The sequence below is a fragment of the Streptomyces sp. A 4/2 genome, from assembly GCF_940670765.1.
GTDB lineage: Bacteria > Actinomycetota > Actinomycetes > Streptomycetales > Streptomycetaceae > Streptomyces.
This window is the reverse complement of sequence record NZ_CALNVW010000002.1, coordinates 1-23,788: the sequence shown is the minus strand read 5'-3', so window position 1 is coordinate 23,788 and position 23,788 is coordinate 1. Positions and strand designations below refer to the sequence as shown.

19 protein-coding genes are annotated in these 23,788 nt (G+C 70.5%); 14 read left to right on the top strand and 5 right to left on the bottom strand.

Annotated elements, in window-relative coordinates; genetic code table 11:
- The first annotated feature begins 12 nt into the window (after window positions 1-12).
- Window positions 13-1,053 carry a 3-isopropylmalate dehydrogenase gene (locus NBY69_RS00890; RefSeq protein ID WP_250297633.1) on the top strand — a complete coding sequence of 347 codons (1,041 nt, stop codon included), beginning with the start codon at window positions 13-15 and terminating at the stop codon, window positions 1,051-1,053.
- A gap of 227 nt (window positions 1,054-1,280) precedes the next feature.
- A complete protein-coding gene (locus NBY69_RS00885) occupies window positions 1,281-2,369 on the top strand; it encodes a branched-chain amino acid aminotransferase (protein WP_250297632.1) in 1,089 nt (362 codons plus the stop codon).
- A gap of 117 nt (window positions 2,370-2,486) precedes the next feature.
- Here the strand turns inward: NBY69_RS00885 and NBY69_RS00880 are convergent, their stop codons facing one another.
- Window positions 2,487-3,671 carry an amidase gene (locus tag NBY69_RS00880; protein WP_250297631.1) on the bottom strand — a complete coding sequence of 395 codons (1,185 nt, stop codon included), beginning with the start codon at window positions 3,669-3,671 and terminating at the stop codon, window positions 2,487-2,489.
- 11 nt (window positions 3,672-3,682) lie between these two features.
- Window positions 3,683-5,140, bottom strand: coding sequence for a cytosine permease (locus NBY69_RS00875; protein ID WP_250297630.1), 1,458 nt, complete (start codon window positions 5,138-5,140; stop codon window positions 3,683-3,685).
- A 137-nt stretch (window positions 5,141-5,277) separates the two neighbouring features.
- Here NBY69_RS00875 and ureA point away from each other — a divergent pair, with 137 nt between their 5' ends.
- From ureA to cimA, 6 genes are all read left to right on the top strand, one after another.
- The gene (ureA, locus tag NBY69_RS00870; RefSeq protein WP_250297629.1) at window positions 5,278-5,961 is read left to right on the top strand and encodes an urease subunit gamma; all 684 of its coding nucleotides are present in this window, start codon (window positions 5,278-5,280) and stop codon (window positions 5,959-5,961) included.
- The gene (locus NBY69_RS00865) at window positions 5,958-7,622 is read left to right on the top strand and encodes an urease subunit alpha (RefSeq protein ID WP_250297628.1); all 1,665 of its coding nucleotides are present in this window, start codon (window positions 5,958-5,960) and stop codon (window positions 7,620-7,622) included. The genes ureA and NBY69_RS00865 overlap by 4 nt, the downstream gene beginning before the upstream one ends.
- 107 nt (window positions 7,623-7,729) lie before the next feature.
- Complete coding sequence (locus tag NBY69_RS00860; RefSeq protein WP_250297627.1) at window positions 7,730-8,743, top strand: agmatine/peptidylarginine deiminase; 1,014 nt, start codon at window positions 7,730-7,732, stop codon at window positions 8,741-8,743.
- A gap of 61 nt (window positions 8,744-8,804) precedes the next feature.
- On the top strand, window positions 8,805-9,407 hold the full coding sequence (locus NBY69_RS00855) for a TetR/AcrR family transcriptional regulator (protein WP_250297626.1): 603 nt from the start codon (window positions 8,805-8,807) through the stop codon (window positions 9,405-9,407).
- Window positions 9,408-9,504: 97 nt separating this feature from the next.
- The gene (locus NBY69_RS00850; RefSeq protein WP_250297625.1) at window positions 9,505-10,908 is read left to right on the top strand and encodes an MFS transporter; all 1,404 of its coding nucleotides are present in this window, start codon (window positions 9,505-9,507) and stop codon (window positions 10,906-10,908) included.
- A 279-nt stretch (window positions 10,909-11,187) separates the two neighbouring features.
- Window positions 11,188-12,795: a citramalate synthase gene (cimA, locus tag NBY69_RS00845; RefSeq protein ID WP_250297624.1), complete on the top strand. Its 1,608-nt coding sequence runs from the start codon at window positions 11,188-11,190 to the stop codon at window positions 12,793-12,795.
- A 60-nt stretch (window positions 12,796-12,855) separates the two neighbouring features.
- Here cimA and NBY69_RS00840 read toward each other — a convergent pair whose 3' ends face one another.
- Both NBY69_RS00840 and NBY69_RS00835 read right to left on the bottom strand, forming a co-directional pair.
- A complete protein-coding gene (locus NBY69_RS00840) occupies window positions 12,856-12,987 on the bottom strand; it encodes a DUF397 domain-containing protein (RefSeq protein ID WP_250297623.1) in 132 nt (43 codons plus the stop codon).
- 35 nt (window positions 12,988-13,022) lie between these two features.
- Window positions 13,023-14,192 carry an MFS transporter gene (locus NBY69_RS00835; protein ID WP_250297622.1) on the bottom strand — a complete coding sequence of 390 codons (1,170 nt, stop codon included), beginning with the start codon at window positions 14,190-14,192 and terminating at the stop codon, window positions 13,023-13,025.
- Between the two features lie 56 nt (window positions 14,193-14,248).
- Here NBY69_RS00835 and NBY69_RS00830 point away from each other — a divergent pair, with 56 nt between their 5' ends.
- Window positions 14,249-14,791 (top strand): CGNR zinc finger domain-containing protein, encoded by a 543-nt coding sequence (locus NBY69_RS00830; protein WP_250297621.1) that lies wholly within the window; start codon window positions 14,249-14,251, stop codon window positions 14,789-14,791.
- On the opposite strand, the gene NBY69_RS00825 is transcribed toward NBY69_RS00830, so the two are convergent.
- Window positions 14,778-15,386 (bottom strand): YceI family protein, encoded by a 609-nt coding sequence (locus NBY69_RS00825; RefSeq protein ID WP_250297620.1) that lies wholly within the window; start codon window positions 15,384-15,386, stop codon window positions 14,778-14,780. The genes NBY69_RS00830 and NBY69_RS00825 overlap by 14 nt on opposite strands.
- Before the next feature lie 278 nt (window positions 15,387-15,664).
- Between NBY69_RS00825 and NBY69_RS00820 the strand changes: the two genes are divergently transcribed.
- From NBY69_RS00820 to NBY69_RS00800, 5 genes are all read left to right on the top strand, one after another.
- Window positions 15,665-16,114: an RICIN domain-containing protein gene (locus NBY69_RS00820; RefSeq protein ID WP_250297619.1), complete on the top strand. Its 450-nt coding sequence runs from the start codon at window positions 15,665-15,667 to the stop codon at window positions 16,112-16,114.
- 220 nt (window positions 16,115-16,334) lie between these two features.
- The gene (locus NBY69_RS00815) at window positions 16,335-16,844 is read left to right on the top strand and encodes a hypothetical protein (protein WP_250297618.1); all 510 of its coding nucleotides are present in this window, start codon (window positions 16,335-16,337) and stop codon (window positions 16,842-16,844) included.
- Window positions 16,845-16,959: 115 nt separating this feature from the next.
- Entirely contained in the window at window positions 16,960-20,805 is a 3,846-nt protein-coding gene (locus NBY69_RS00810; RefSeq protein ID WP_250297617.1) for an endo-alpha-N-acetylgalactosaminidase family protein, read from the top strand.
- A gap of 186 nt (window positions 20,806-20,991) precedes the next feature.
- Window positions 20,992-23,382: a polysaccharide lyase 8 family protein gene (locus NBY69_RS00805; RefSeq protein WP_250297616.1), complete on the top strand. Its 2,391-nt coding sequence runs from the start codon at window positions 20,992-20,994 to the stop codon at window positions 23,380-23,382.
- Window positions 23,383-23,583: 201 nt separating this feature from the next.
- On the top strand, window positions 23,584-23,788 hold a 205-nt coding region (locus NBY69_RS00800), incomplete at its 3' end, for a carboxyl transferase domain-containing protein (protein ID WP_284347815.1).

Below are 23,788 nucleotides of genomic sequence, written 5' to 3'. Positions count from 1 at the left end.
TAGGGTGCCGTCATGTCTCGCAGCCTCAATCTCGCAGTGATCCCCGGTGACGGCATCGGCCAGGAAGTCGTGGCCCAGGGCCTCAAGGTCCTGAACGCGATCCTTCCTCAGGATGTGAAGCTGGAGACCAAGGAGTACGACCTCGGCGCCCAGCGCTGGCACCGCACCGGTGAAACCCTCCCGGACGCCGAGCTGGAGTCGCTCAAGCAGCACGACGCGATCCTGCTCGGTGCGATCGGCGACCCCTCCGTGCCGTCGGGTGTCCTGGAGCGCGGTCTGCTCCTGAAGCTCCGTTTCGCCTTCGACCACTTCGTGAACCTCCGCCCCTCGAAGCTCTTCCCGAACACGGCCACCCCGCTGGCCGGTCGCCCGGACATCGACTTCGTCGTCGTCCGGGAGGGCACCGAGGGTCCGTACACGGGCAACGGCGGCAGCCTCCGCACCGGCACTCCGGCCGAGATCGCGACCGAGGTCAGCGTCAACACCGCGTACGGCGTCGAGCGCGTCGTGCGGGACGCCTTCGCCCGCGCCCAGGCGCGTCCGCGCAAGAAGCTGACGCTGGTGCACAAGAACAACGTCCTCGTGTACGCGGGCCACATGTGGAAGAACATCTTCGACAAGGTCGCCCAGGAGTTCCCGGACGTCACCACCGACTACCTGCACGTCGACGCCGCGACGATCTTCTTCGTCTCGCAGCCCGAGCGCTTCGACGTGATCGTCACCGACAACCTCTTCGGTGACATCCTCACCGACCTCGCCGCTGCCGTGACCGGCGGCATCGGCCTGGCGGCTTCCGGCAACATCAACCCGGCGGGCACCTTCCCGTCGATGTTCGAGCCGGTGCACGGTTCGGCGCCCGACATCGCGGGCTCCGGCAAGGCCGACCCGACGGCCACGATCCTCTCGGTCGCCCTCCTCCTGCGTCACCTCGGCTTCGAGGCCGAGGCGGCCCGTATCGAGGACGCCGTCTCCGCGGACCTCGCGGAGCGCGACGGCACGTTCCGCACGACGGACGAGATCGGCGACGCGCTCGCGGTACGAGTAGCGGGCTGACCCGTCGACTGATTCATCACAGCCGCCGGGTCGCACAGACACCCGGCGGCTGTGTTTTGCGGTCCTCGGGTGCGACCATCGATTCCTGGACCGCATTCACGCATTTCATCCACGGCAGACCACGCGCGATAATCGGACGTGGGGCCGCGGTATGAGGGGAAGCTCGGACGTCCTAGTAGTGGCGTGAGCGCGGTCCGTCACACACAACCGGTGAAGGACAACCACTCATGACGACGCCTACGATCGAACTCAAGCCCACCTCCAGCCCGCTGTCCGACGCGGAGCGGGAGGCGATTCTGACCAACCCGGGGTTCGGCCGCCACTTCACCGACCACATGGTGACGATCAAGTGGACCGAGGGGCGGGGCTGGCACGACGGCCAGCTCGTCCCGTACGCGCCGCTGTCGATCGACCCGGCGAACATGACGCTGCACTACGCGCAGGAGATCTTCGAGGGTCTCAAGGCGTACCGCCAGCCCGACGGCTCCGTGGCCACCTTCCGCCCGGAGGCCAACGCCAAGCGCTTCCAGCGTTCCGCACACCGCCTCGCCATGGCCGAGCTGCCCGTCGAGACGTTCATCGCGGCCTGTGACGCGCTGGTCCAGCAGGACAAGGCATGGGTCCCCGCGCACGGCGGCGAGGAGTCCCTCTACCTGCGCCCGTTCATGATCGCGACCGAGGTCGGGCTGGGCGTGAAGCCCTCCAACGAGTACCTCTTCATCGTCATCGCCTCCCCGGCCGGCGCGTACTTCGAGGGTGGCGTCAAGCCGGTCTCGATCTGGCTGTCCGAGGACCGGGTCCGCGCCGTCCCCGGCGGTATGGGCGACGCCAAGACCGGCGGCAACTACGCCGCGTCCCTCCTCGCCCAGGCCGAGGCCGCCCAGCAGGGCTGCGACCAGGTCGCCTACCTCGACGCCGTCGAGCACAAGTGGGTCGAGGAACTGGGCGGCATGAACCTGTACTTCGTGTACGGGAACAAGATCGTCACCCCGGCGCTCACCGGCTCGCTGCTCGCGGGCGTCACCCGTGACTCGCTGCTCTCGGTCGCCCGCGACCTGGGGTACGAGTCCGAGGAGAGCCGCGTCTCCATCGACCAGTGGCGCGCGGACACCGCGAACGGAACGCTCACCGAGGTCTTCGCCTGCGGCACGGCCGCGGTGATCACCCCCGTCGGCACGGTGAAGTCCAACGGCGGCGAGTGGCAGCAGGGTTCGGGGGAGCCGGGCGAGGTCACGCTGAAGCTCCGGGCGGCGCTGCTGGACATCCAGCGGGGGATCGGCGAGGACCGGTACGGCTGGATGCACCCGCTGGGCTGACACCCGTGACCGGACCGTCGGAGGGGCTCCGTACCGCGTCCTTCTGACACCCGTGACCGGACCGTCGGAGGGGCTCCGTACCGAGCCCCTCCGACGACCGCGTACGGAGCAGGGGCCCTACCGCAGCGTCGCTTCGATCGCCGGGCCCCAGCCGAGCAGTTCCTCGTCCCGCCCGGCCGCGGCCACGCACTGCACACCGAGCGGCAGACCGTTCCCCGCCACCCCGGCCGGGACGTTCAGCGACGGCAGCCCCGCGTTGCTCCACGGCAGGGACATCACCGAACTTCCGGTCGTGGCCAGCCCCTTCGGCGCGGGACCCGTCGCCGACGGGGTGATCCACAGGTCGATGTCCGCCATCGCCGCCGCCATCCGGTCACGGAACGCCACCCGCTCCCGCTGCGCGCGTGCGTACTCCACCTCCGTGATGAGCTGCCCGGCGCGGATCGCCTGCGCCGTCTCGGGCCGGTACAGCTCGCCGTACTCCGCGAACCAGTCGGCGTGCGTGCGGGCCACCTCGTAGCGGTTCATCGTGAAGAGCTGGGCCCTGACCTGCTCGAAGTTGGTCATCACGGCGATCCGCCGTACCAGGTGCCCGGCCGCTTCGAGCCGGTCCACCTGGATCCGGAAGGCGTCGAGCGCATCGGGTTCGGCGTGTTCCAGATAGGGGCCCTCCGGGATGCCCAGCACCGGGAGTTCCGTCGTGGGCACGGCAGGGCGCCAGTTGTCGCAGACCACCGCGGCGGCCGGAGCCAGGCCCGCCACATCCGCCGCGAAGAGCCCCAGGGTGTCGAAGCTCGGGGCGTTCGCGATGACGCCGTCGACAGGGATGCGCCCGTACGTCGGTTTGAAGGCGGCCACTCCGCAGTACGCGCCGGGCCGGATCACCGAGCCGACGGTCTGGGTCCCCACGGCCAGCGGAACCATTCCGGCGGCGACCGCCGCGGCCGAACCGCTGCTCGATCCGCCGGGTGTGTGCGCGAGGTTGTGCGGGTTGCGGGTCGGCCCCGGCGCCAGTACGGCGAACTCCGCCGTCACCGTCTTCCCCGCGACCACGGCTCCCGCCGCGCGCAGCCGGTCGACGACGGTGGCCTGCCGTCCGGCCAGTGCCTCCGGTGGGAGGGCCGAACCGGCCCTGGTGGGTAGGGTGTCGACCTGGATGATGTCCTTGATACCGACCGGGACGCCGAACAGCGGCGGCCGGTCGGCGGGGTCGGGCCAGCGGGTGGTGACTGCGGCGGTCTCGGCCGCGATCCGTTCGGTGCGGGCCGGTTCGGGAACGAAAGCCTGTATCTCACGGTCCATGGGCCACGACGCTACAACTCCGCGAGCGCCCCGGTGGAGATCTCGGACGGGTCCGACTCATCCGCCAGGCTGTCCGGGTGGGCAGCGGCGTCGGGCGTGCGCGCGGTCAGGGCCGCGTAGACCAGCCCGCCGACCGCACCGGAGAACAGGAAGCTGCAGTCCACCCCGCCGGTGAGGTGCAGCAGCGGGCCCTCGTAGAAGGGGGTGGAGACCGCGGTCAGACCGACGGCCGCGCCGATGGCCCACGCCACCGCCGCCCGGAGGTTCCAGCCCGCGTTGTACCAGTAGATCCCGCCCCTGGACCGGCGGTTGAAGACCTGGAGGGCGTCCGGGTCGTACCGGCCGCCGCAGCGGACGTACCCGATGACGGTGATGACGGCCCAGGGCGTGCCGACCGCGGTGAGCAGCAGGACGAACGAGGTCATCGCCGACTGCGCGTCCCAGGCGAAGTGGCCGACGAAGACGAAGACGGTGGAGACGGCGGCCACCACCAGGGTCGCCCGCGCGCGGGTGGCGCGCGGCAGGATGGCGTCCAGGTCCAGGCCCATCGAGTAGAGCATCAGCCCCGCGTTGCCCACCGAACCCGCGGAGGCGGCGAGCAGCAGCGGGACCAGGTACCAGCCGGGCGAGGCGGCGACGAGCGGTCCCGCGAAGTCGGCGGCGGAGCGGGCGGCGAGCGCGGTGTACGTGCCGAAGAGCTGGGGGACCAGCAGTCCGAGTATGAGGCCGAGACAGGTGGCGCCCAGGACCGCGCGGGAGCTGTGGCGCCGGGGCGAGACGTAGCGGGTGTAGTCCCCGAGCAGGGTGATGAAGGCGATGGGCCCGCTGAGCCCGGCGGCGACGGCCGAGAGGAACCAGGTGGGCCAGAAGGAGCCGAGCAGATACGCGGTGTGCGGCGCAGCGGCGGTGGTGAAGTCGGGGGCGTACGCGAGGAGTCCGAGCACCAGCAGGGCCGTCATGCCGACGGCGAGGGCCTTGCTGAGCCGCAGCAGCAGCCGGTATCCGAACACCGCTCCGACGACGGTGAGGGCGGCGATCAGCGCGTAGACGAGGGCGTGGATCCAGCCGTTGTCCGGCAGGCCGGTCAGCCGGTTCAGTGCCCCGATCATCACGTCACCGCCGACCCACAGGGTCAGTGCGGTGTAACCGAGCGAGAGCAGCAGGCCGACGACCGAACCGATGAGCCTGCCGCGTACGCCGAACTGGGCGCCGCTCGACGTGGAGAGGTTGGTGCCGGTCCGCAGCGAGACCAGGGCGAGCGGCGCCGTGAGCAGCGTGCCGACGACGGTCCCGGCGACGACGGAGGTGACCGCCGGCCAGAGGCCGAGACCGAAGGAGACCGGCAGCCAGCCGAAGATGATCACGCCCAGGCAGAGGTTGGACCCCAGCAGGATGCTGATGAGGTCGCGTGGCCCGCTGGTGCGTTCCACGTCCGGGATGGTGTCGACTCCGCGCTGTTCGATCGGCACGAGGTACCTCTCCGCTCGTCTTTTTGAGTGCCGCTCAATGTGCGGGATTCCGCTTTGACATGTCAATGGATTCCGTTCTTTCTTTAACCGAAACATGAAGTTAGAGTGACGATCTAACTCATGGAGGTGGGTGCGACGTGAGACTGACCCCGACGGAACGCGACCGGCTGCTGCTCTTCGGCGCCGCGGAGCTGGCGCGGGCGCGCCGGGCGCGCGGACTGCTGCTCAATGTCCCCGAGGCGACCGCACTGATCGCCGACACCGTCTGCGAGGCGGCCCGGGACGGCCGGCGGCTCGCCGAGGCGATCGAGGCGGCCCGTGCGGTGCTCGGCCCCGGTGATGTGCTGCCCGGTGTCGCCGATGTCGTCACCGAGGTGCACGTCGAGGCCGTCTTCGACGACGGCTCGCGGCTCGCCGTGGTCGCCGACCCCATCGGCGGCGGCTCGCTGGGCGAGGACGCCCCCGGCGCGGTGCTGTCCGGGCCCGGCTACCCGGACCCCGTCCCCGAGGTGACGCTGACCGTACGGAACACCGCGTCCGTGCCGGTCAGCGTCACCTCGCACTTCCACTTCTTCGAGGCCAACCCCCGGCTGGACTTCGACCGGGCCGCCGGATACGGCAGGCGGCTGTGCGTGCCCGCGGGGTCGTCCGTGCGGTTCGGACCGGGGGAGAGCGCCGAGGTGCCACTGACCGCGATCGGCGGCGACCGGATCGCGATCGGTTTCGCCGGGCTGGTCGACGGACCGCTGGACGCGCCCGGCGCGAAGGAAGAGGCCCTGCGGCGCGCGGCGGCCTGCGGATACCTGGGAGCCGGACGATGAGTGAGTACGCGGCAGTGCACGGGCCCCGGGCCGGTGACCGGGTGCGCCTCGGCGACTCCGGCCTGACCGTCCGGGTCGAGTCCGACGCCCAGCGGCCGGGCGACGAATTCCTCGCCGGGTTCGGCAAGACCGCCCGCGACGGACTGCACCTCAAGGCCGCCGCCGTACGCGACACCTGCGACGTCGTGATCAGCAACGTGCTGGTGATCGACGCGGTGCAGGGCATCCGCAAGGTCTCCATCGGCATCCGGGAGGGCCGGATCGCGGCGATCGGGCGGGCCGGGAACCCCGACACCCTCGACGGGGTCGACGTCGTGGTCGGCACCGGCACCTCGATCGTCTCGGGCGAGGGGCTGATCGCCACCGCCGGAGCCGTCGACGCGCACGTCCATCTCCTCTCGCCGCGCATCATGGAGGCCTCGCTGGCCTCCGGGGTGACGACGATCATCGGCCAGGAGTTCGGCCCGGTCTGGGGCGTCGGTGTCAACTCGCCCTGGGCGCTGCGCCACGCCTTCAACGCCTTCGACGCCTGGCCGGTCAACATCGGCTTCCTGGCCCGCGGTTCGTCCTCCGACTCCGCGCCCCTGGTGGAGGCGCTCGCCGAGGGCGGCGCGTCAGGCTTCAAGGTGCACGAGGACATGGGGGCGCACACCCGCGCCCTGGACACCGCGCTGCGGGTCGCCGAGGAACACGACGTCCAGGTCGCCCTGCACAGCGACGGACTGAACGAATGCCTGTCGGTCGAGGACACCCTGAGCGTGCTCGAAGGCCGGACGATCCACGCCTTCCACATCGAGGGCTGCGGCGGCGGTCATGTGCCGAACGTGCTGAAGATGGCCGGCGTCCCCAACGTCATCGGCTCGTCCACCAACCCGACGCTGCCCTTCGGCCGGGACGCGGTCGCCGAGCACTACGGGATGATCGTCTCCGTACACGACCTCAAGACCGATCTGCCCGGCGACGCCGCCATGGCCCGCGACCGCATCCGCGCCGGGACCATGGGAGCCGAGGACGTCCTGCACGACCTGGGCGCCATCGGGATCACCTCGTCGGACGCGCAGGGCATGGGACGGGCGGGCGAGACCGTGCGGCGGACCTTCGCCATGGCCGGGAAGATGAAGGCGGAGCGCGGCGCGGAGGGCGACGACGACAACGCGCGCGTGCTGCGGTACATGGCGAAGCTGACCATCAACCCCGCCATCGCGCACGGCCTCGCCCACGAGATCGGCTCGATCGAGACCGGCAAGCTCGCCGACATCGTGCTCTGGCGGCCCGACTCCTTCGGCGCGAAGCCGCAGCTCGTCCTCAAGTCGGGTTTCCCGGCGTACGGGGTGACGGGCGACCCGAACGCGGCGACCGACACCTGCCAGCCCCTGATCCTGGGCCCGCAGTTCGGCTCGTACGGCGCCACGGCGGCGGATCTCTCCGTGGCCTTCGTGGCGCAGGCGGCCCTCGACCAGGGCAACGACCACATGCCGACCCGCAGGCGCCGGGTCGCCGTGCGCGGCACCCGCGGTATCGGCCCCGCGGATCTGCGGCTCAACAGCCGTACCGGACAGGTGGACGTCGACCAGCGCACCGGGCTCGTCACGCTCGACGGCGACCCGCTGGAGTCGCGGCCCGCCGAGTCCGTCTCCCTCAACCGCCTCTACTTCCTGTAGCAGTCACCGAGTCCCCGCAAGGACACGCCCGCCAGTCCCCGAGTGCCCGCAAGGACACGCCCCCCCCCGCACGAGTCCAGCTCTCCCGTACGAAACCGAGGACCGTCATGTTCCGTATGCCCCCCGAATGGGCCCCGCACGAGCGCACCTGGATGGCCTGGCCCGGACCCAACCCCACCTTCGACGGTGCGGTGGACCTGGCGCAGGCGCGCCGGGCCTGGGCCGACGTGGCCCGTGCGGTGCGCCGCTTCGAACCGGTGACGATGGTCGTCGGCCCCGGCCAGTCGGAGGGGGCCCGCGCGCTGCTCGGCCCGGACATCGAGCTGGCCGAGCGCGAGCTGGACGACGCCTGGATGCGGGACATCGGCCCGACCTTCGTCACCGACGGGCGGCAACTGGCTGCCGTCGACTGGACGTTCAACGGCTGGGGTGCGCAGAGCTGGGCCCGCTGGGAGCACGACGCGAAGATCGCCGCCGAGGTCTCCGGGCTGGCCGGGGCGCAGACCCACACCTCGGCGCTGGTCAACGAGGGCGGCGCGATCCACGTCGACGGGGAGGGCACGGTCCTGCTCACCGAGACCGTCCAGCTCGGCCCGGAACGCAACCCCGGCTGGACGCGCGAGCAGGTCGAGGCGGAGATCCATGCCCGGCTCGGCACCACGAAGGCGATCTGGCTGCCGCGTGGACTGAGCGGCGACTACGGGGAGTTCGGCACCCGGGGCCATGTCGACATCGTCGCCGCGTTCGTCCGGCCCGGCGTGGTCGTCGCGCACACCCAGCCCGACCCCGCCCACCCCGACCACGCGCTCTGCCGGGACATCGTGGCCCGGCTCCGCTCGGAGACGGACGCCAAGGGGCGCCCGCTGGAAGTGGTGGAGGTACAGGCGCCGACGGTCCTGGAGGCCGACGGCGAGTGGGTCGACTACTCGTACATCAACCACTACCTCTGCAACGGCGGGGTGGTGCTCTGCTCGTTCGACGACCCCAGGGACGAGGCCGCTGCCGGGATCTTCCGCGCGCTGTTCCCGGACCGGACCGTGGTGCAGGCCGACGCCAGGACGATCTTCGCGGGCGGCGGCGGCATCCACTGCATCACCCAGCAGCAGCCCGCCGTCGGCTGACCGCGCTCACGGCACGAACCCGTACCCCGAACGCATACCCCGAGCCCATATTCTGAGCCCCATGAACGAACCGGCGGCCCGCGCGCGCAAGAACGCCCCGCCCCGTGAGAGCGTCCTGGCCGCCGCCATGGCGAGCATCGCCGACCGCGGTCTGGAGAAACTCACCATGGCGGGGCTCGGCCGCGAGGTCGGGATGAGCAGCGGGCACCTCCTCTACTACTTCCGCACCAAGGACGAACTGCTCCTCCAGACCCTCGAATGGAGCGAGGAGCAGCTCGGCATGGACCGCCGGTCGGCACTGGCCCGGCAGGTTCCGGTCCGCGAACGGCTCGACGCCTTCGTCGACCTGTACATCCCGGCGGGGCCCCGTGACCCGCACTGGTCGCTCTGGCTCGAACTGTGGAACCGCGCGCACGGTGTGGACGACGACACCCGCGCGCGGCTCCTCGACATCGAGCTGTCCTGGCACCGCGACCTGGTCGCCCTGCTGGTCGAGGGCGCCTCGCGCGGTGAGCTGAAGGCCGTGGACACCGAGCGGTTCGCCACCCGGATAAGGGCGCTGCTCGACGGATTCAGCACCCATGTCGCGATGGCACTGCCCGGTTCGGACCGGGCCCAGGTCCTGGCCCACGTGGGGGAGTTCCTCGACGAGGCACTCGGCTGAGGCCGCGCTGTCGCGAACGCAACGCACGCAAGTACGCGTGATCGTTGCGTACCGCCCTCTTGTGGCCCTTCCGGCGGCTCCGTCACCGTGAACTCCCATGGGACGAGAGCAGTGGAAGAAGATCTGGGTCGGCTCGGCCGGCAACATGGTCGAGTGGTTCGACTGGTTCGTGTACGCCACCTTCGCGGTGTACTTCGCCGACGCGTTCTTCCCCGAGGGGAACGAGACCGCGAACCTCATGAACACCATGGGGATCTTCGCCGTGGGGTTCTTCATGCGGCCGGTCGGCGGCTGGCTGCTCGGCCGGATCGGTGACCGCAGAGGCCGCAAGGCCGCCCTGACCCTCACCGTCACCCTGATGTCGGCCTCCGCGATCCTGATCGCGGTGGCGCCCACGTACGAGGTCGCCGGGTACGGCGGCGTCGCCGTCCTGCTGGTCGCCCGGCTGCTCCAGGGGCTGTCGGTCGGCGGTGAGTACGCGGCCAGCGCCACCTACCTCACCGAGGCGTCCACCGCCGACAGGCGCGGGTTCGCCTCCAGCTTCCAGTACGTGTCCATGACCGCGGGCCAACTGGTGGGCCTGGGGCTCCAGATCGTGCTCCAGCGCACCATGTCCGGGGACGCGCTGCACAGCTGGGGCTGGCGCATCCCGTTCATCGTCGGGGCCGTCGGCGCGGGCATCGTCTTCTACCTGCGGCGCTCCATGCTGGAGACCGAGGTGTACGAGGAGTCCGGCGCGGCGGCGGACGAGAGCCGCGGCACGCTCAAGGCGCTGTGGGAGCACCGGCGTGAGGCGGCGCTGGTGATGGCGCTGACGATGGGCGGCACGGTGGCGTACTACACGTACACCACGTACCTCACCAAGTTCCTCTCCTCCAGCGCGGGCATGGCCAGGTCGACCGCCTCGCTGGTCAGTTTCTGCGCGCTGTTCGTCTTCATGTGTCTCCAGCCACTGGCGGGCCTCCTCGCCGACCGGATCGGCCGCCGCCCGCTGCTGATCACGTTCGCGGTCGGGTCGACGTTCCTGACCGTGCCGATCATGACGATGCTCAAGCACGCGGGAACGTTCTGGCCCGCCTTCGGCCTGGCGCTGCTCGCGCTGGTCATCGTCACCGGGTACACCTCGATCAACGCCTGCGTGAAGGCGGAACTCTTCCCGACGGGCATCCGGGCGCTGGGGGTGGCGCTGCCCTACGCGGTGGCCAACGCGCTGTTCGGCGGGACCGCGGAGTACGTGGCGCTGTGGTTCAAGAAGGCGGGCATCGAGTCGGGGTTCTACTGGTACGTGGCCGGGTGCGCGGCGGTGTCCCTGGTGGTCTATCTCACGATGCGGGAGACGCGGGACATCGACCTGCACGGAAATCCGGCCCGTCCGGGGACGGAAAGCCGAGCCCGTCCGGCGACCGAAAATCAAGCCCGTCCGGCGATTGAGGACACAGGGGGTCCGGGGGCTCGCCCCCGGTTCACCGACCTGCCGCCGACCATCCCGCCCGCATCGTGAGACCCCCTCGGCCGGGCGCAGCCCATGTGGCACACTGCGACCGTGTCTTCGTTCGCCATGATTATCGGCAGCAGGCGCGCCGGTCCGCAGTGACCGCAGCCGTACCACCACGTACGGCGCGGCCATCGAGCCCCAGACCCGCGCGCTAACCCTTCGCACCCGCGAGGGGTTTTTTCGTTTCCAGGCCCCACCTCGGCCGGGAACGGGGAGCACGCGAAGATGGGGGCAAGTGGAGCCAGACATTCCGGGATCCACCCACCCGACAGGAGTCAGATCAGCATGACCACAGAGGCCAAGGCCACGGACGACAGTTTCCATGTCTTCGACACCACGCTGCGCGACGGGGCCCAGCGCGAAGGCATCAACCTCACTGTCTCGGACAAGCTGACGATCGCCCGGCACCTCGATGACTTCGGTGTGGGCTTCATCGAGGGCGGCTGGCCCGGCGCCAACCCCCGCGACACGGAGTTCTTCGCCCGCGCCCGGACCGAGATCGACTTCAAGCACGCGGAGCTGGTCGCCTTCGGCGCCACCCGCAGGCCGAACACCCCCGCCGAGAACGACCCGCAGCTCAAGGCGCTCCTCGACTCGGGCGCCCCGGTGATCACCCTCGTCGCCAAGTCCCACGACCGGCATGTGGAACTGGCCCTGCGCACCACCCTCGAAGAGAACCTGGCCATGGTGCGGGACTCCGTCACCTACCTCCGTGCCCAGGGCCGCCGGGTCTTCCTCGACTGCGAGCACTTCTTCGACGGCTACAAGGTCAACCCGGAGTACGCGAAGTCCGTCGTACGGGCCGCTGCCGAGGCCGGCGCCGACGTGGTCATCCTCTGCGACACCAACGGCGGGATGCTGCCCGCCCAGATCCAGGCCGTCGTGGCCACGGTCCTCGCCGACACCGGCGCGCGCCTGGGCATCCACGCCCAGGACGACACCGGCTGCGCCGTCGCCAACACCCTGGCCGCGGTGGACGCGGGCGCGACCCACGTGCAGTGCACGGCGAACGGCTACGGCGAGCGCGTCGGCAACGCCAACCTCTTCCCGGTCGTCGCCGCGCTGGAACTCAAGTACGGCAAGACCGTCGTCCCCGAGGGCGCGCTGGCCGAGATGACCCGTATCTCGCACGCCATCGCCGAGGTCGTCAACCTCACCCCCTCCACCCACCAGCCGTACGTGGGCGTCTCCGCCTTCGCGCACAAGGCCGGGCTGCACGCCTCCGCGATCAAGGTCGACCCCGACCTGTACCAGCACATCGCCCCCGAGCAGGTCGGCAACACCATGCGGATGCTGGTCTCCGACATGGCGGGCCGCGCGTCGATCGAGCTGAAGGGCAAGGAGCTCGGCATCGACCTGAGCGGCGACCGCGAGCTGGTCGGCCGCGTCGTCGACCGGGTCAAGGAGCGTGAACTCCAGGGCTACACCTACGAAGCCGCCGACGCCTCCTTCGAACTGCTGCTCCGCGAGGAGGCCGAGGGGCGCGCCCGCCGCTACTTCCGCGTCGAGTCCTGGCGCGCGATCGTGGAGACCCGCCCCGACGGTACGCACGCCAACGAGGCGACGGTGAAGCTCTGGGCGAAGAGTGAGCGCATCGTGGCCACCGCGGAGGGCAACGGCCCGGTCAACGCACTGGACCGGGCGCTCCGGGTGGCCCTGGAGCGGATCTACCCGCAGCTCGCGAAGTTGCAGCTGACCGACTACAAGGTCCGCATCCTGGAGGGCAGGCAGGGCACGGACTCCACGACCCGGGTACTGATCACCACGAGCGACGGCGAAGGCGACTGGTCGACGGTGGGCGTCGCGGAGAACGTGATCGCGGCGTCCTGGCAGTCGCTGGAGGACGCGTACACGTACGGCCTGCTGCGGGCGGGCGTCGAACCGCTGGAGTAACGAGCGGAATCCGGCGACGACGCGACTGAAGGGCGGTGCTCCGGCGGTGAGTAACGCCCTTCAGCTGTACGTGCGGTGGCGCGGTCGGCGCTCGGCGAGGAAGGCGGCCCAGGCATCGGGCGCGACGGTCAGGACCGGGCCGTCGGTGGGCTTGGAATCGCGGATGCGGACGGCGCGGGGGTGGGCGGACACCCGGACCCGCGAGCCCGGGGCAGGGGTTCGCGCCCCTACCGGTCGGCATCCGCCGGGGTGAGCACCGTGAAGGCCAGCGTGGCGAGGAGCTGGAATCCGGCGGCCGTCAGGAGCGCGCCGGGCAGTGACCAGGTGGCGAGCGGTCCGGCGAGGGCCGCACCCACCGCGAACCCGGTGAGCTTCAGGCTGGCGCCCGTGGTGAAGATCTGGGCCCGCAACCGGTCGGACGCTTCCCGGTGCCGTACCGCGAAGAGCGCGGCGAGCTGGGGGCCTTCGCCCGCGCCGGTCAGTACGACGGCGGCAATGAGGAGTACAGGAACGCCGGTTGAGGCGAGCAGCAGCGCGGCGGCGAGGACGAGGGTGCTGTACCGGATGACGCTGTCCGGGCGCATGAGGCCGGGGTGGCGGGCGAGCACGGTGTTGGCTGCGAGGGCACAGACCGCGATGCCGGACAGCAGCAGCGCGCCCCGTCCCGCGTCGCCGAGTACCCGCTCTCCGAGGAGCGGGGTGCAGGCGGTCAGTATGCCCGCGCCCACGCAGGAGAGCGTCGAGGTGGCGGTCGCGCGGGCCAGCGGCCGGGTGTGCGTGAGGGAGCGGAACCCGGAGGCGAGGTCGGTGAGGACAGGGGCGGCCGTCGAGGTGACGCGGCGTGCGGGCAGCGCCCAGGCCGCGGGCAGCGCGAAGCAGATCAGCGCGGCGGAAAGGGCCACCCCGGTCGGCGCCCCGGCCGACCCGGCGAGAAGTCCGGCGAGCGCGGGGCCCACCAGGCTCGCGAAACTGAAGGTCATCGCGTCGAGCGCATGGGCGCGAGGAAGCGCCTTTCGGCTTGCCGCGTAGGGGAGTTGGGAGGTCCAGCCACCGGACAGCGCGGGGCCCAGCAGTCCCGCGCACGCGGCGATCAGGACGGTGACGGCGACCGGGACGCGGCCCAGGCTTTCGAGGATGACGGCCAGGGCAGCCGCGTACAGGGCGAGCGCCCCGGCCAGTACCCGGCCCGGCCGTTCGGAACGGTCGAGAAGTACGCCGACGAGGGGGCCGCCGACAGCCGCGGAGATCGTGAGACCGGCGAGGAGCGCGGACGCCGAGGAGGGTGATCCGGTGGCGGCGAAGCCCGCCAGCAGCAGGGCGGGACCGGACATCTCGTCACCGGTACGGGCCGCTGTCGCGCCGGCGAGGTACCACCGCAGCATGTAACGCTTTTCCATCACCATCACGTTACGCAGGTAACTCAAAAGTGCGCTAGTTGCGTTACATTGGCCCGGTGCTCACCCCGAACGCCACCACTGAGCGGACCGCAGCGCTCATCAATGTCCTGAACGACGAGAAGGCGACCCCTGATCAGGTCGCCGAGGTGCTGCGCGCACATGGTGAGTCCGGTGAACTCGCTCTGTCCGAGGGGGATATGACGGACCTGCGGCGCGCCGCACGGGCGCTGCGGAAGGTCTTCGAGGCCGCCGATACGGACAGCGCGGCAGCCGCCGTCAACCGCCTCCTGCGCCGCAGCACCGGCAGGCTCCGGCTCACCTCGCACCACGGCAGTACGCCCTGGCACCCCCACCTGGACCGCGACGACGACGCCCCCTGGGGCGAGTGGTTCCTCGCCTCGTCCTGCCTGGCGCTGGCTGTCCGCATCTGGGACCGCCAGTGCCCACCCGGCGGGGTCTGCGCTTCGCCGAGCTGCGGCAACGTCTTCGTGGTGGAGGGGAGCGGACCTGCCCGCCGGTACTGCTCACGCCGATGTGCCACCCGCGAACGCGTGGCGGCCCATCGGCGGAAGAGCGGTACCGGTCTCAGGCGGCCTTGATCGCCGAGATGTCGAAGTTCAGCTTGGCCTTGTCGCTGACCATGACGCCACCGGTCTCCAGCGCCGCGTTCCAGGTCAGGCCCCAGTCGGAGCGCAGGATCTCGGCGCTGCCCTCGAAGCCGACCCGCTGGTTGCCGTAGACGTCGGTGGCCGAGCCGTTGAACTCCAGGTCGATGGAGAGCGGCTTGGTGACGTCCTTGATGGTCAGGTCGCCGACCACGCGGTACGTGTCGCCGCCGAGCTGCTCGGCGCGCGTCGAGCGGAACGTCATGTGCGGGAACTGCTCGGCGTCGAAGAAGTCGCCGCTGCGCAGGTGGCCGTCGCGGTCGGCGATGCCGGTGTCGATGCTCTCGATCTTGATGTCGATCGAGGCGCTGGACTTCGCCGGGTCCGAACCGTCCAGCTGCAGCGTGCCCTCGTGCTCGGCGAAGGAGCCGCGCACGTTGGTGACCATCGCATGACGCACGGTGAAGCCGATGCTGCTGTGGGCCGGGTCGATCGTGTAGGTGCCGGACAGGGCGGCCAGGGCCGGGTCCACCGCGAGGGTGGTGGTGGCGGCCCGGACGGTGTCGTTCTTGCGGTTGAACAGAGCCATGGCTCCTCCTCGGGTGGTGTCTGACGGGATCGCTGACAAGGTTGTTTAACCTTCAACGAGATTCACTGTAGACCCATCTTGTTCAAAGTTCAACATCTTGTCCGGGCGTGCGGACGCACGGGCTCGTCCGGTGCGCTCCTGGCACGCCCCCCGCTGAACGGGTGAACGGACTCTTGGGGCGGGTCGGGGTGGGGGAGTCACCACCCGGAGCGCGCGAGCGTTCCCGGCCGGACCGTCGGTCCGACCGCCTGTCGCTCACTTCAAGTGGAGTGCTTGTGATGCGTTTCCGTGCTGTGCTGTCCGTCGCCGCTTCCGCCGCCGCGGCCCTGGCCTTCGCCACCCCCGCCAACGCCGAGGGCGGTGCCTTCCTCATTCGTGACGCGCGGAGCGGCCGGTGTCTGACCGTCGAGCACGGGCGGGAGGGTGCGCTCGGGGAGTGCTCGCCCGCGGCGGCGTGGCGGGTCATCCGCCGCGGTGGCGATGAGTTCCAGATCGCCGAGGTCCGTGGCGAGGACCGCTGTCTGCGTCTCGCCCCGGTGCCGATCTTCCCGCCGTTCACCGATGTGGCCCGCTGTGGCGAAGGGCGCGACCTGTGGCAGATCCGCCGGGCCCACGAGGGCTTCGTCATCACCAGCGCACATACCGACCTCAACCTGACCCCGCGCGGTGACCGCGTGGTCGCCGAGCCCGGTTCGCCCGCCGAGTGGCACCTGCAGCCGGTCGACTGACACCCGCCCGCCTGGCGCCCCGGAAGGCTCAACTCGCCTTCCGGGGCGCCTTGTTGCGTGCTCCTGCCCTGTTCGGTGAGGACGTAGCGGACGAGTGCCGTCCGCCCTCTGGCGGACGCGCGTAGAACTGCGGCAGTATCTCTCCCGCGCCACCTGCACAGCTGTCCCACAGACCGCACGGTCCACCAGCAGCACGGTTCACAGCAGGAGGGAATCCCCCATGAAGCTCCGCTCGGTCCTCGGCGCGCTCGCGCTGGTCCTCGGCGTCCTCTTCGCCCCCGGCATCGGCATACTCGGCGGTGCCACCGACGCCTTCGCCGCCACCAAGATCAGCCATGCCACCGCCACCTCGATGTTCAGCTCCTCCGGCATCACCTGGTCCTCCTCAGGTGGCTGCTCCGACCGCAACAACTCCACCTGCACCTCCTTCGACCAGCTCAACCTGGCCACCGCGCAGGGTGCCCAGACACTGAAGCGCGCCGACGGCTGCGCGACGAACATCACCGGTGGCACCGAGACCGGGCACGCCAGCGGTACCTACTCGCACTGGAACGGCTACAAGCTCGACATCGGCAAGACCACCTGCCTGACGAACTACGTCAAGAACACGTTCGCGTACATCGGTCTGCGCGGCGACGGCTACCCGCAGTGGCAGTCCGGCGCCGGCAATGTGTACGCGGACGAGGGCAGCCACTGGGACGTCACGTTCTACAACTGCGGCGGCTGCTGACCGCACCAGGTCGTTCCGACCGGCTTGGACTTTCGGGCAGTGGTTGTTGGACTGCCGCTGCCCGTAAGGCCGTTGGACATTGACCGGACGGCCGTGGCGCGGATACCTCAGGATCATGTCCCGAAGATTCAGATCGGTGTGCGCGCTCGTCGCCGCCTCCTCAGCCGTATTCGCCCTGGCCGGGCCCGTGTCGTCCGTCTCCGCCGCCGCCCCCGCGGCGGGCGGTGGCGCGGACGCCGTCATCGGCTCGGCCCAGCTCTCGGTCACCGTTGCCAAGGACTTTCCCCGCGTCGTCTCGTACACGGACCGGGGGACCGGAGCGCAGTTGCTCGGCAGTACGCAGCCGGTCACCTCCGTCACCCTGAACGGCAAGGCCTACCCCGTGCAGGTGAAGGGCGCTCCGGTCGTCAAGGCCGCGTCCGCCGCGTACACCCTCACCTTCGACGCGCTGCCCGGCGTCGAGATCGATGCCACCCTCTCGGTCTCCGGGCGGGCCACCACCTTCAAGGTGACGGCCATCCGCGACACCGCGGCCTTCCGGGTCGGGACCATCGACATCCCCGGCCACGACCTGGTCTCCGTGGGGTCGGACGAGCCCGGCGCCGCCACCGCGTTCACCCGGCTCGACACCGACTCCACCCGCACCGCCGACGTGTTCGGCAAGGTCACCGACAGCACCGCGGCCGACGCCGCGCCCGTCGGGGCCTCGTACGCCATCGTCAATACCGGGCAGCTGGCCGCCGCCGTCGAGTCCAACTCCTCGTACGACAAGCCGAGCGGCGCCACCAACGGTGACGCCGCCCGCTTCTGGCACCGTGCGCAGAAGGAGACCGACGGCAGTGTCCGCGTCGGCGTCTGGTCCGGCCAGTGGACCTACCGCGGGGACGGTGCGGCCAAGCCGGAGAGCGGGAACGACCTGCCCTGGGCGAAGGTCGTCGTCACCCCGGACGCCAACGGTGACAAGCAGGTCGACTGGCAGGACGGCGCCGTCGCGTTCCGCTCCATCGGCATCGAACCGAAGGGCGGGAACCAGACGCCGGACCGGGTGATCACCCACATCCCGTTCAACTTCGCCAGCCAGGCCACCCACCCCTTCCTGCGCACCCTCGACGACGTCAAGCGCATCTCCCTCGCGACGGACGGCCTGGGCCAGCTCGCGCTGCTGAAGGGGTACCAGTCGGAGGGCCACGACTCGGCGCACCCGGACTACGGCGGCAACTACAACACCCGGGCCGGTGGCCTCACCGACCTCAACAAGCTGCTCAAGGACGGCAAGAAGTGGGGCGCGACCTTCGGCGCGCACATCAACGCCACCGAGGCGTACCCGGTCGCCAATCACTTCGACGACAGCCTCGTGGACAAGACCGCGCAGGGCTGGAACTGGCTGGACCAGAGCTACTACATCGACCAGCGCCACGACATCAACAGCGGCAACCTGGTCGACCGGCTCCAGCAGCTGAGGAACGAGACCGACCCCAACCTCTCCCTGCTCTACCTGGACGTCTACTACACGCACGGCTGGATCGCCGACAAGACGGCCGAGGCGGTGGGCAACCAGGGCTGGAACATGGCCTCCGAGTGGGGCGACAAGTTCGAGCGGAGTTCGCTCTGGTCGCACTGGGCCAATGACCTGGACTACGGCGGCCCCACCAACAAGGGCCTCAACTCGAAGATCATCCGGTTCATCCGGAACGACGAGAAGGACGTCTGGAACAACGACCCAGTGCTCGGTCAGACCGCCATCCAGGAGTTCGAGGGCTGGACCGGCGAGACCGACTGGACGAAGTTCTACGACAACGTCTGGCAGCGTGACCTCCCCGCCAAGTACCTCCAGCACCAGAAGATCACCCGCTGGGACGGCAACGACATCACCTTCACGGGCGGGGTGACCGGCACCGTCAAGGACGGCAAGCGGGCCGTGTACGACCACGGGCGGCAGGTCATCGACGGGACCGACTACCTGATTCCGTGGGACGGCGGCAAGAAGCTGTACCACTACAACCAGACCGGCGGCACGACCAGTTGGGACGTGTCGGGCGCCGGGAAGTACACCGTGTACAAGCTCACCGACAACGGCCGGACCAAGGTCGGCACGGTCAAGCCGGTGCACGGGAAGATCACCTTGACGGCGGACGCGGGTCAGCCGTACGTCCTCTACCCGGACCACGCCCCCAGCCAGGCCGACCCGAAGTGGGGTCAGGACACCCTGGTCAAGGACCCCGGTTTCAACGACGCGCGGCTGAGTGACTGGCAGAAGACCGGCACCGCGGTACGGGACACGGACAGTCAGGGACGCAACAGCGCCGCCCTGTCCGGCACCGGCACCGCCGCCGTCTCCCAGCAGCTCAAGGGCCTCAAGCCGGGCGCCCGTTACTCCGCCTCCGCCTGGATCGAGGTCCAGCCGGGCAAGTCGCGACGTACGACACTCTCGGCGGGCGGCGCGTCGGTGGCCGTCGAACGCTCCACCGCGAAGAACCTGGTCGACGCCTCCGACTGGCACGGCACCTACTTCCAGCGGGCCGCGGTGAACTTCACCGCCCCGAAGAACGGCGCCACGACCTTCCGCATCGAGGCGGCGAAGGGCTCACCGGCCACGGTCAGGCTCGATGACGTCCGGGTGGTGGCCAACGCGCCCACCGTCAAGGCGGGCACGGTCGCGTACGAGGACTTCGAGAACGTCGACCAGGGCTGGGGCCCCTTCCTCAAGGGCGACGCGGGCGGCTCCACGGACCCCCGTACGCACATCGCGCAGAAGCACGCGCCGTACACGCAGGCGGGCTGGAACGGCAAGGCCGTCGACGACGTGATCGGGGGCGGCCAGTCGCTGAAGTCCCACGAGGAGAACACCGGCGTCGTCTACCGGACGGCGCCGTGGACCGTACCGATGACCGACGGCCACGCGTACCAGGTGAAGTTCGACTACCAGTCGAGCGACGCGGGCTCCTACGCCTGGGTCGACGGCTACGACCGCACGTCGGGCTCCGGGGCGAAATCGGTGGAGACCCGGTCCACCCCGATCGGCGAGCAGCGCACCACCGGTCACTTCAGCGAGAACGTCACGGCGGGCTGCGGCGACACCTTCACCGGGCTGCGCAAGCTCGACGGAGCCGCCGCGGGAGCCGACTTCGTCCTGGACAACTTCACCGTCACCGACCTCGGCCCGGCGAGCGAGCAGGCGGCCTGCGGCACGCTCTCCGTGGACCCGGCCGCGCAGACCCTGGAGCCGGGCGCCAAGAACAAGGTCTCGGTGACCTTCGCCAACGACGAGACGACCGCGGCGACCGGCGTCTCGGTGAGCCTGAAGCTCCCCGAGGGCTGGCAGGCGGAGCCCGCGGGCCCCGTCACCTTCGACTCGGTCGCACCGGGCGCCGAGGTCACGGGCGTCTGGCAGGTCACCCCGCCGGTGGACGCCGCGCACCAGCCGTACGAGCTGAGCGCGACGGGCACCTACACGGTCGGCGGCGCCACCAGGAAGCTCACGGCGGCCACCTCGGTCACCACGCTCCCGCCGCCGCCGGTCAAGGACACCTACGCGAGCGATCTCGACTGGACGTCGATGGAGAACGGCTGGGGACCCGCCGAGAAGGACCAGGAGAACGGCGAGCAGGCCGCCGGTGACGGCAAGCCGCTGACCGTCAACGGTGTGGTCTTCGCCAAGGGTCTCGGCACCGCGTCGCCCGGCACGATCCGCTACTACCTCGGCGGTCAGTGCACCTCCTTCACCGCCCAGGTGGGCCAGGACGCCTCGCAGGGGACCCGTGGCAGCGTCCAGTTCATCGTGTCCGCCGACGGCACGGAGAAGGTGAAGTCGCCGGTCCTCAAGGGCGCCGACGACGCCTGGTCGCTGACGGCCGACGTGACCGGCGCCAAGTACGTCGATCTGGTGACCGGCGACGGTGGCGACGGCCCCGGCAACGATCACGCGGACTGGGGTGACGCCCGCTTCCACTGCGGAGGCTGACCCTCTTCGCGCAGTCGGGCCGACCGTTTCGCGCAGTCGGTGAGAAAGCGCTTGCTCCCGGTTCGTGAGGATCCGGGGGCAAGCGCTTTCTGTTTGTGTTGTCCAGACCATTGCTCCGGCCCCGAAAGCCCTGCTAGAACCGCCAGGAGTAGTTCTCGACACCCCCTCTTCGCCCGGGAGTTCGCCGTGCCCCTGTTGCCCCCTTGGTCCCGCCGTACCTTCCTCGCCACCGCGGGCGCGAGTGCGCTGACCCTCACCGCCGTGCCGTACGCCGCCGCCGCACCGGGCACCACCGCGACCGGGACCACGGCGCCGGCCGCTGCCGCGGGCGGCGACGAGTTCGCCACGTTGCGCGGACGCTGGCTGGACCTCGCGCTCGGCACCGGCTACGACGCGACCACCGAGCCCTACGCCACCCGGCTCAAGCAGACGGGCACCATGGCCGCCGGCTTCCGCGCCTCGATGGCCCCCGCCGCGACGTCCCTCTGGGCGGACTGCCCGTTCGACCCGCCGGCCGGGATCACCCAGAGCTACTCGCGGCTCTGGACGATGACGCAGGCCTACCTCCAGGACGGCACCGGACTCACCGGCGACGCGGGCCTGCTCGCCGATGTGATCAGCGGCATCGACCACGTCTCGGCGAAGGTCTACCACGCGGGAACCACCCCCTACGGCAACTGGTGGGAGTGGCAGATCGGCAGCCCGCGCCTGCTCATGGACCTGGTCGCCGCGCTGTACGACCACCTCACCGAGGCGCAGATCCAGGCGGCGTGCGCCGCCGTCGACCATTTCATTCCGGACGCCGTCCTCGCCGACTACTCCGGCACGTCGACCGGCGCCAACCGGGTCGACCTCTGCCGTTCGGTCGCCATGCGCGGGGTCAACGGCCGTTCCGCCGAGAAGATCGCGCTCGCCAGGGACGCCCTCTCGCCGGTGTTCCCGTACGTCACCGAGGGCGACGGCCTGCACGCCGACGGCTCGTTCATCCAGCACACCACGATCGCCTACTCGGGTACGTACGGACAGGTCATGCTCGACGGGCTCGGCAGGCTCTTCACCCTGCTCGCGGGCTCCACCTGGGACGTCACCGACCCCAACCGGCAGATCATCCTGGACAGCGTCGAGCACGCCTACGCGCCGGTCATCTACAACGGTCTGGCGATGGACAGCGTCAACGGCCGCGCGGTGAGCCGGGGTTACCTCAAGGGTGACGACGCGCACGTGATGCGCAGCGACCACTTCCACGGCAACGGGCTGATCGCCGCCATGGCCGTCATCGCGGGCGGAGCGCCGGACGAGGAGCGGCTGCGCTGGCAGGGAATGATCAAGGGCTGGATCCGGCGGAACACCGTCACGCCGCCGCTCACCGCCCCCCAGTTCGGCGTCGCGGACCTCTCCCGGCTCCAGGCGGTCGCCGATGCCCCGGTGAAGGCGGCCCCGGAACCGGTCGCGCACGCGCTGTTCGCGTCCATGGACCGGGCCGTCCACCGCCGCCCCGGCTGGGCCGCGAACCTCTCGATGAGCTCCGAGCGCATCTCGTACTACGAGTGCGGCAACGGCGAGAACCCGCACGGCTGGCACACCGGCGCCGGAATGCTCTACTGGTGGCCGGGGGAGCAGGCCAACGACCAGTACACGGACTGGTTCTGGCCGACCGTCGACCCGTACCGGATGCCCGGAACGACCGTGTCCACCAAGCGACTTGCCGACAGTGCGGGCGGGGAGTGGGGCGCGGCGAAGCCCGCCGTCCAGTGGGTGGGCGGTGCGAGCGACGGGGAGTTCGCCGCCGTCGGCCAGCATGTGAAGGGGCTGAACTCGACCCTCGAAGCCCGGAAGTCCTGGTTCTGCGTCGCCGACACCGTGATCTGCCTCGGGGCGGGGATCACCGCCACCGACGGCGTCCCGGTCGAGACGGTCGTCGACAACCGGAACCTCGGCGCGGGCGGCAAGGGCGCGTTCACCCTCGACGAGCGCCGCCGCCCGAAGTGGGCGCACCTCGCGGGCCACGGCGGCTGGGTCTTCCCCGGCGGCACGGACGCGCTGCACACCCTGCGCGAGGCCCGCACCGGGTCGTGGAACGACATCAACACCACCAGCTCCACCGAACAGCAGACCAGGACCTTCCAGACCCTCTGGCTGGACCACGGCAAGGACCCGTCGGACGCGTCCTACGCCTACCTGCTGATGCCCGGCGCCTCCCGCCGTACGCTCGCGGCCCGCGCGGACGACCACGGCTGGCTGGAGGTACTCGCCAATACGGCCGCGCGGCAGGCCGTCGCGGTCCGCTCGCTCGGACTGACCGCCGCGAACTTCTGGCAGGCGGGTACGGTGGGCCCGCTGACCGCCTCCGCCCCGGCGAGCGTCCTGGTGCGGCGCAAGCAGCGCACCGCGACCCTGCACATCAGTGAGCCGCCGCGCACCGGACAGCCGGTGGAAATCACCTGGAAGCAGCCGGTACGCCGGGTGACCGCAGCTGACCCCTCGGTGCAGGTACTGTCCACCGGGCGCTCGTTGCGGCTGCGGATCACCCCCGGCACGGTGGGGGCGACGCACACCTGTCAGGTGACGCTCGGCTGATCCGGGCCGACCCGGCGGGCCGGGCCCGGCGGGAGACCCCCGCAGGACCCCACTTGTAGGACCTGCACAATCCAGGGTGGCCCTGGACTGGTACTTCGGCCGATCGGCCGGGGACTTCTGTCCAGGGCAACCAGGAAACTGGTCCGGAGACTGTACGAAGTGCACTGCGTATTTTCTTGGCAGGCTTCGTAGGGTCAGTACATGACCGTTTTGGACGAGACCGTGGGTGAGCCCACCGACGCGCGTGGCCGGGTGGCCGAGCTGCTGGCGCTGCGTGAGCAGGCGCGGCGCGGACCGAGTGAGCGCGCGACCGAGGCCCAGCACGCGAAGGGCAAGCTGACGGCGCGCGAGCGCATCGAGCTGCTGGTGGACCCGGGCTCGTTCAGGGAGGTCGAGCAGCTGCGGC

Excerpts from the sequence above, each read along its gene's own strand:
- NBY69_RS00890 (WP_250297633.1), top strand. The coding sequence starts at position 13 with ATGTCTCGCAGCCTCAATCTCGCAGTGATCCCCGGTGACGGCATCGGC.
- NBY69_RS00885 (WP_250297632.1), top strand. The coding sequence starts at position 1,281 with ATGACGACGCCTACGATCGAACTCAAGCCCACCTCCAGCCCGCTGTCC.
- NBY69_RS00880 (WP_250297631.1), bottom strand. The coding sequence starts at position 3,671 with ATGGACCGTGAGATACAGGCTTTCGTTCCCGAACCGGCCCGCACCGAA.
- NBY69_RS00865 (WP_250297628.1), top strand. The coding sequence starts at position 5,958 with ATGAGTGAGTACGCGGCAGTGCACGGGCCCCGGGCCGGTGACCGGGTG.
- NBY69_RS00860 (WP_250297627.1), top strand. The coding sequence starts at position 7,730 with ATGTTCCGTATGCCCCCCGAATGGGCCCCGCACGAGCGCACCTGGATG.
- NBY69_RS00855 (WP_250297626.1), top strand. The coding sequence starts at position 8,805 with ATGAACGAACCGGCGGCCCGCGCGCGCAAGAACGCCCCGCCCCGTGAG.
- NBY69_RS00850 (WP_250297625.1), top strand. The coding sequence starts at position 9,505 with ATGGGACGAGAGCAGTGGAAGAAGATCTGGGTCGGCTCGGCCGGCAAC.
- cimA (WP_250297624.1), top strand. The coding sequence starts at position 11,188 with ATGACCACAGAGGCCAAGGCCACGGACGACAGTTTCCATGTCTTCGAC.
- NBY69_RS00835 (WP_250297622.1), bottom strand. The coding sequence starts at position 14,192 with ATGGAAAAGCGTTACATGCTGCGGTGGTACCTCGCCGGCGCGACAGCG.
- NBY69_RS00825 (WP_250297620.1), bottom strand. The coding sequence starts at position 15,386 with ATGGCTCTGTTCAACCGCAAGAACGACACCGTCCGGGCCGCCACCACC.
- NBY69_RS00820 (WP_250297619.1), top strand. The coding sequence starts at position 15,665 with ATGCGTTTCCGTGCTGTGCTGTCCGTCGCCGCTTCCGCCGCCGCGGCC.
- NBY69_RS00815 (WP_250297618.1), top strand. The coding sequence starts at position 16,335 with ATGAAGCTCCGCTCGGTCCTCGGCGCGCTCGCGCTGGTCCTCGGCGTC.
- NBY69_RS00810 (WP_250297617.1), top strand. The coding sequence starts at position 16,960 with ATGTCCCGAAGATTCAGATCGGTGTGCGCGCTCGTCGCCGCCTCCTCA.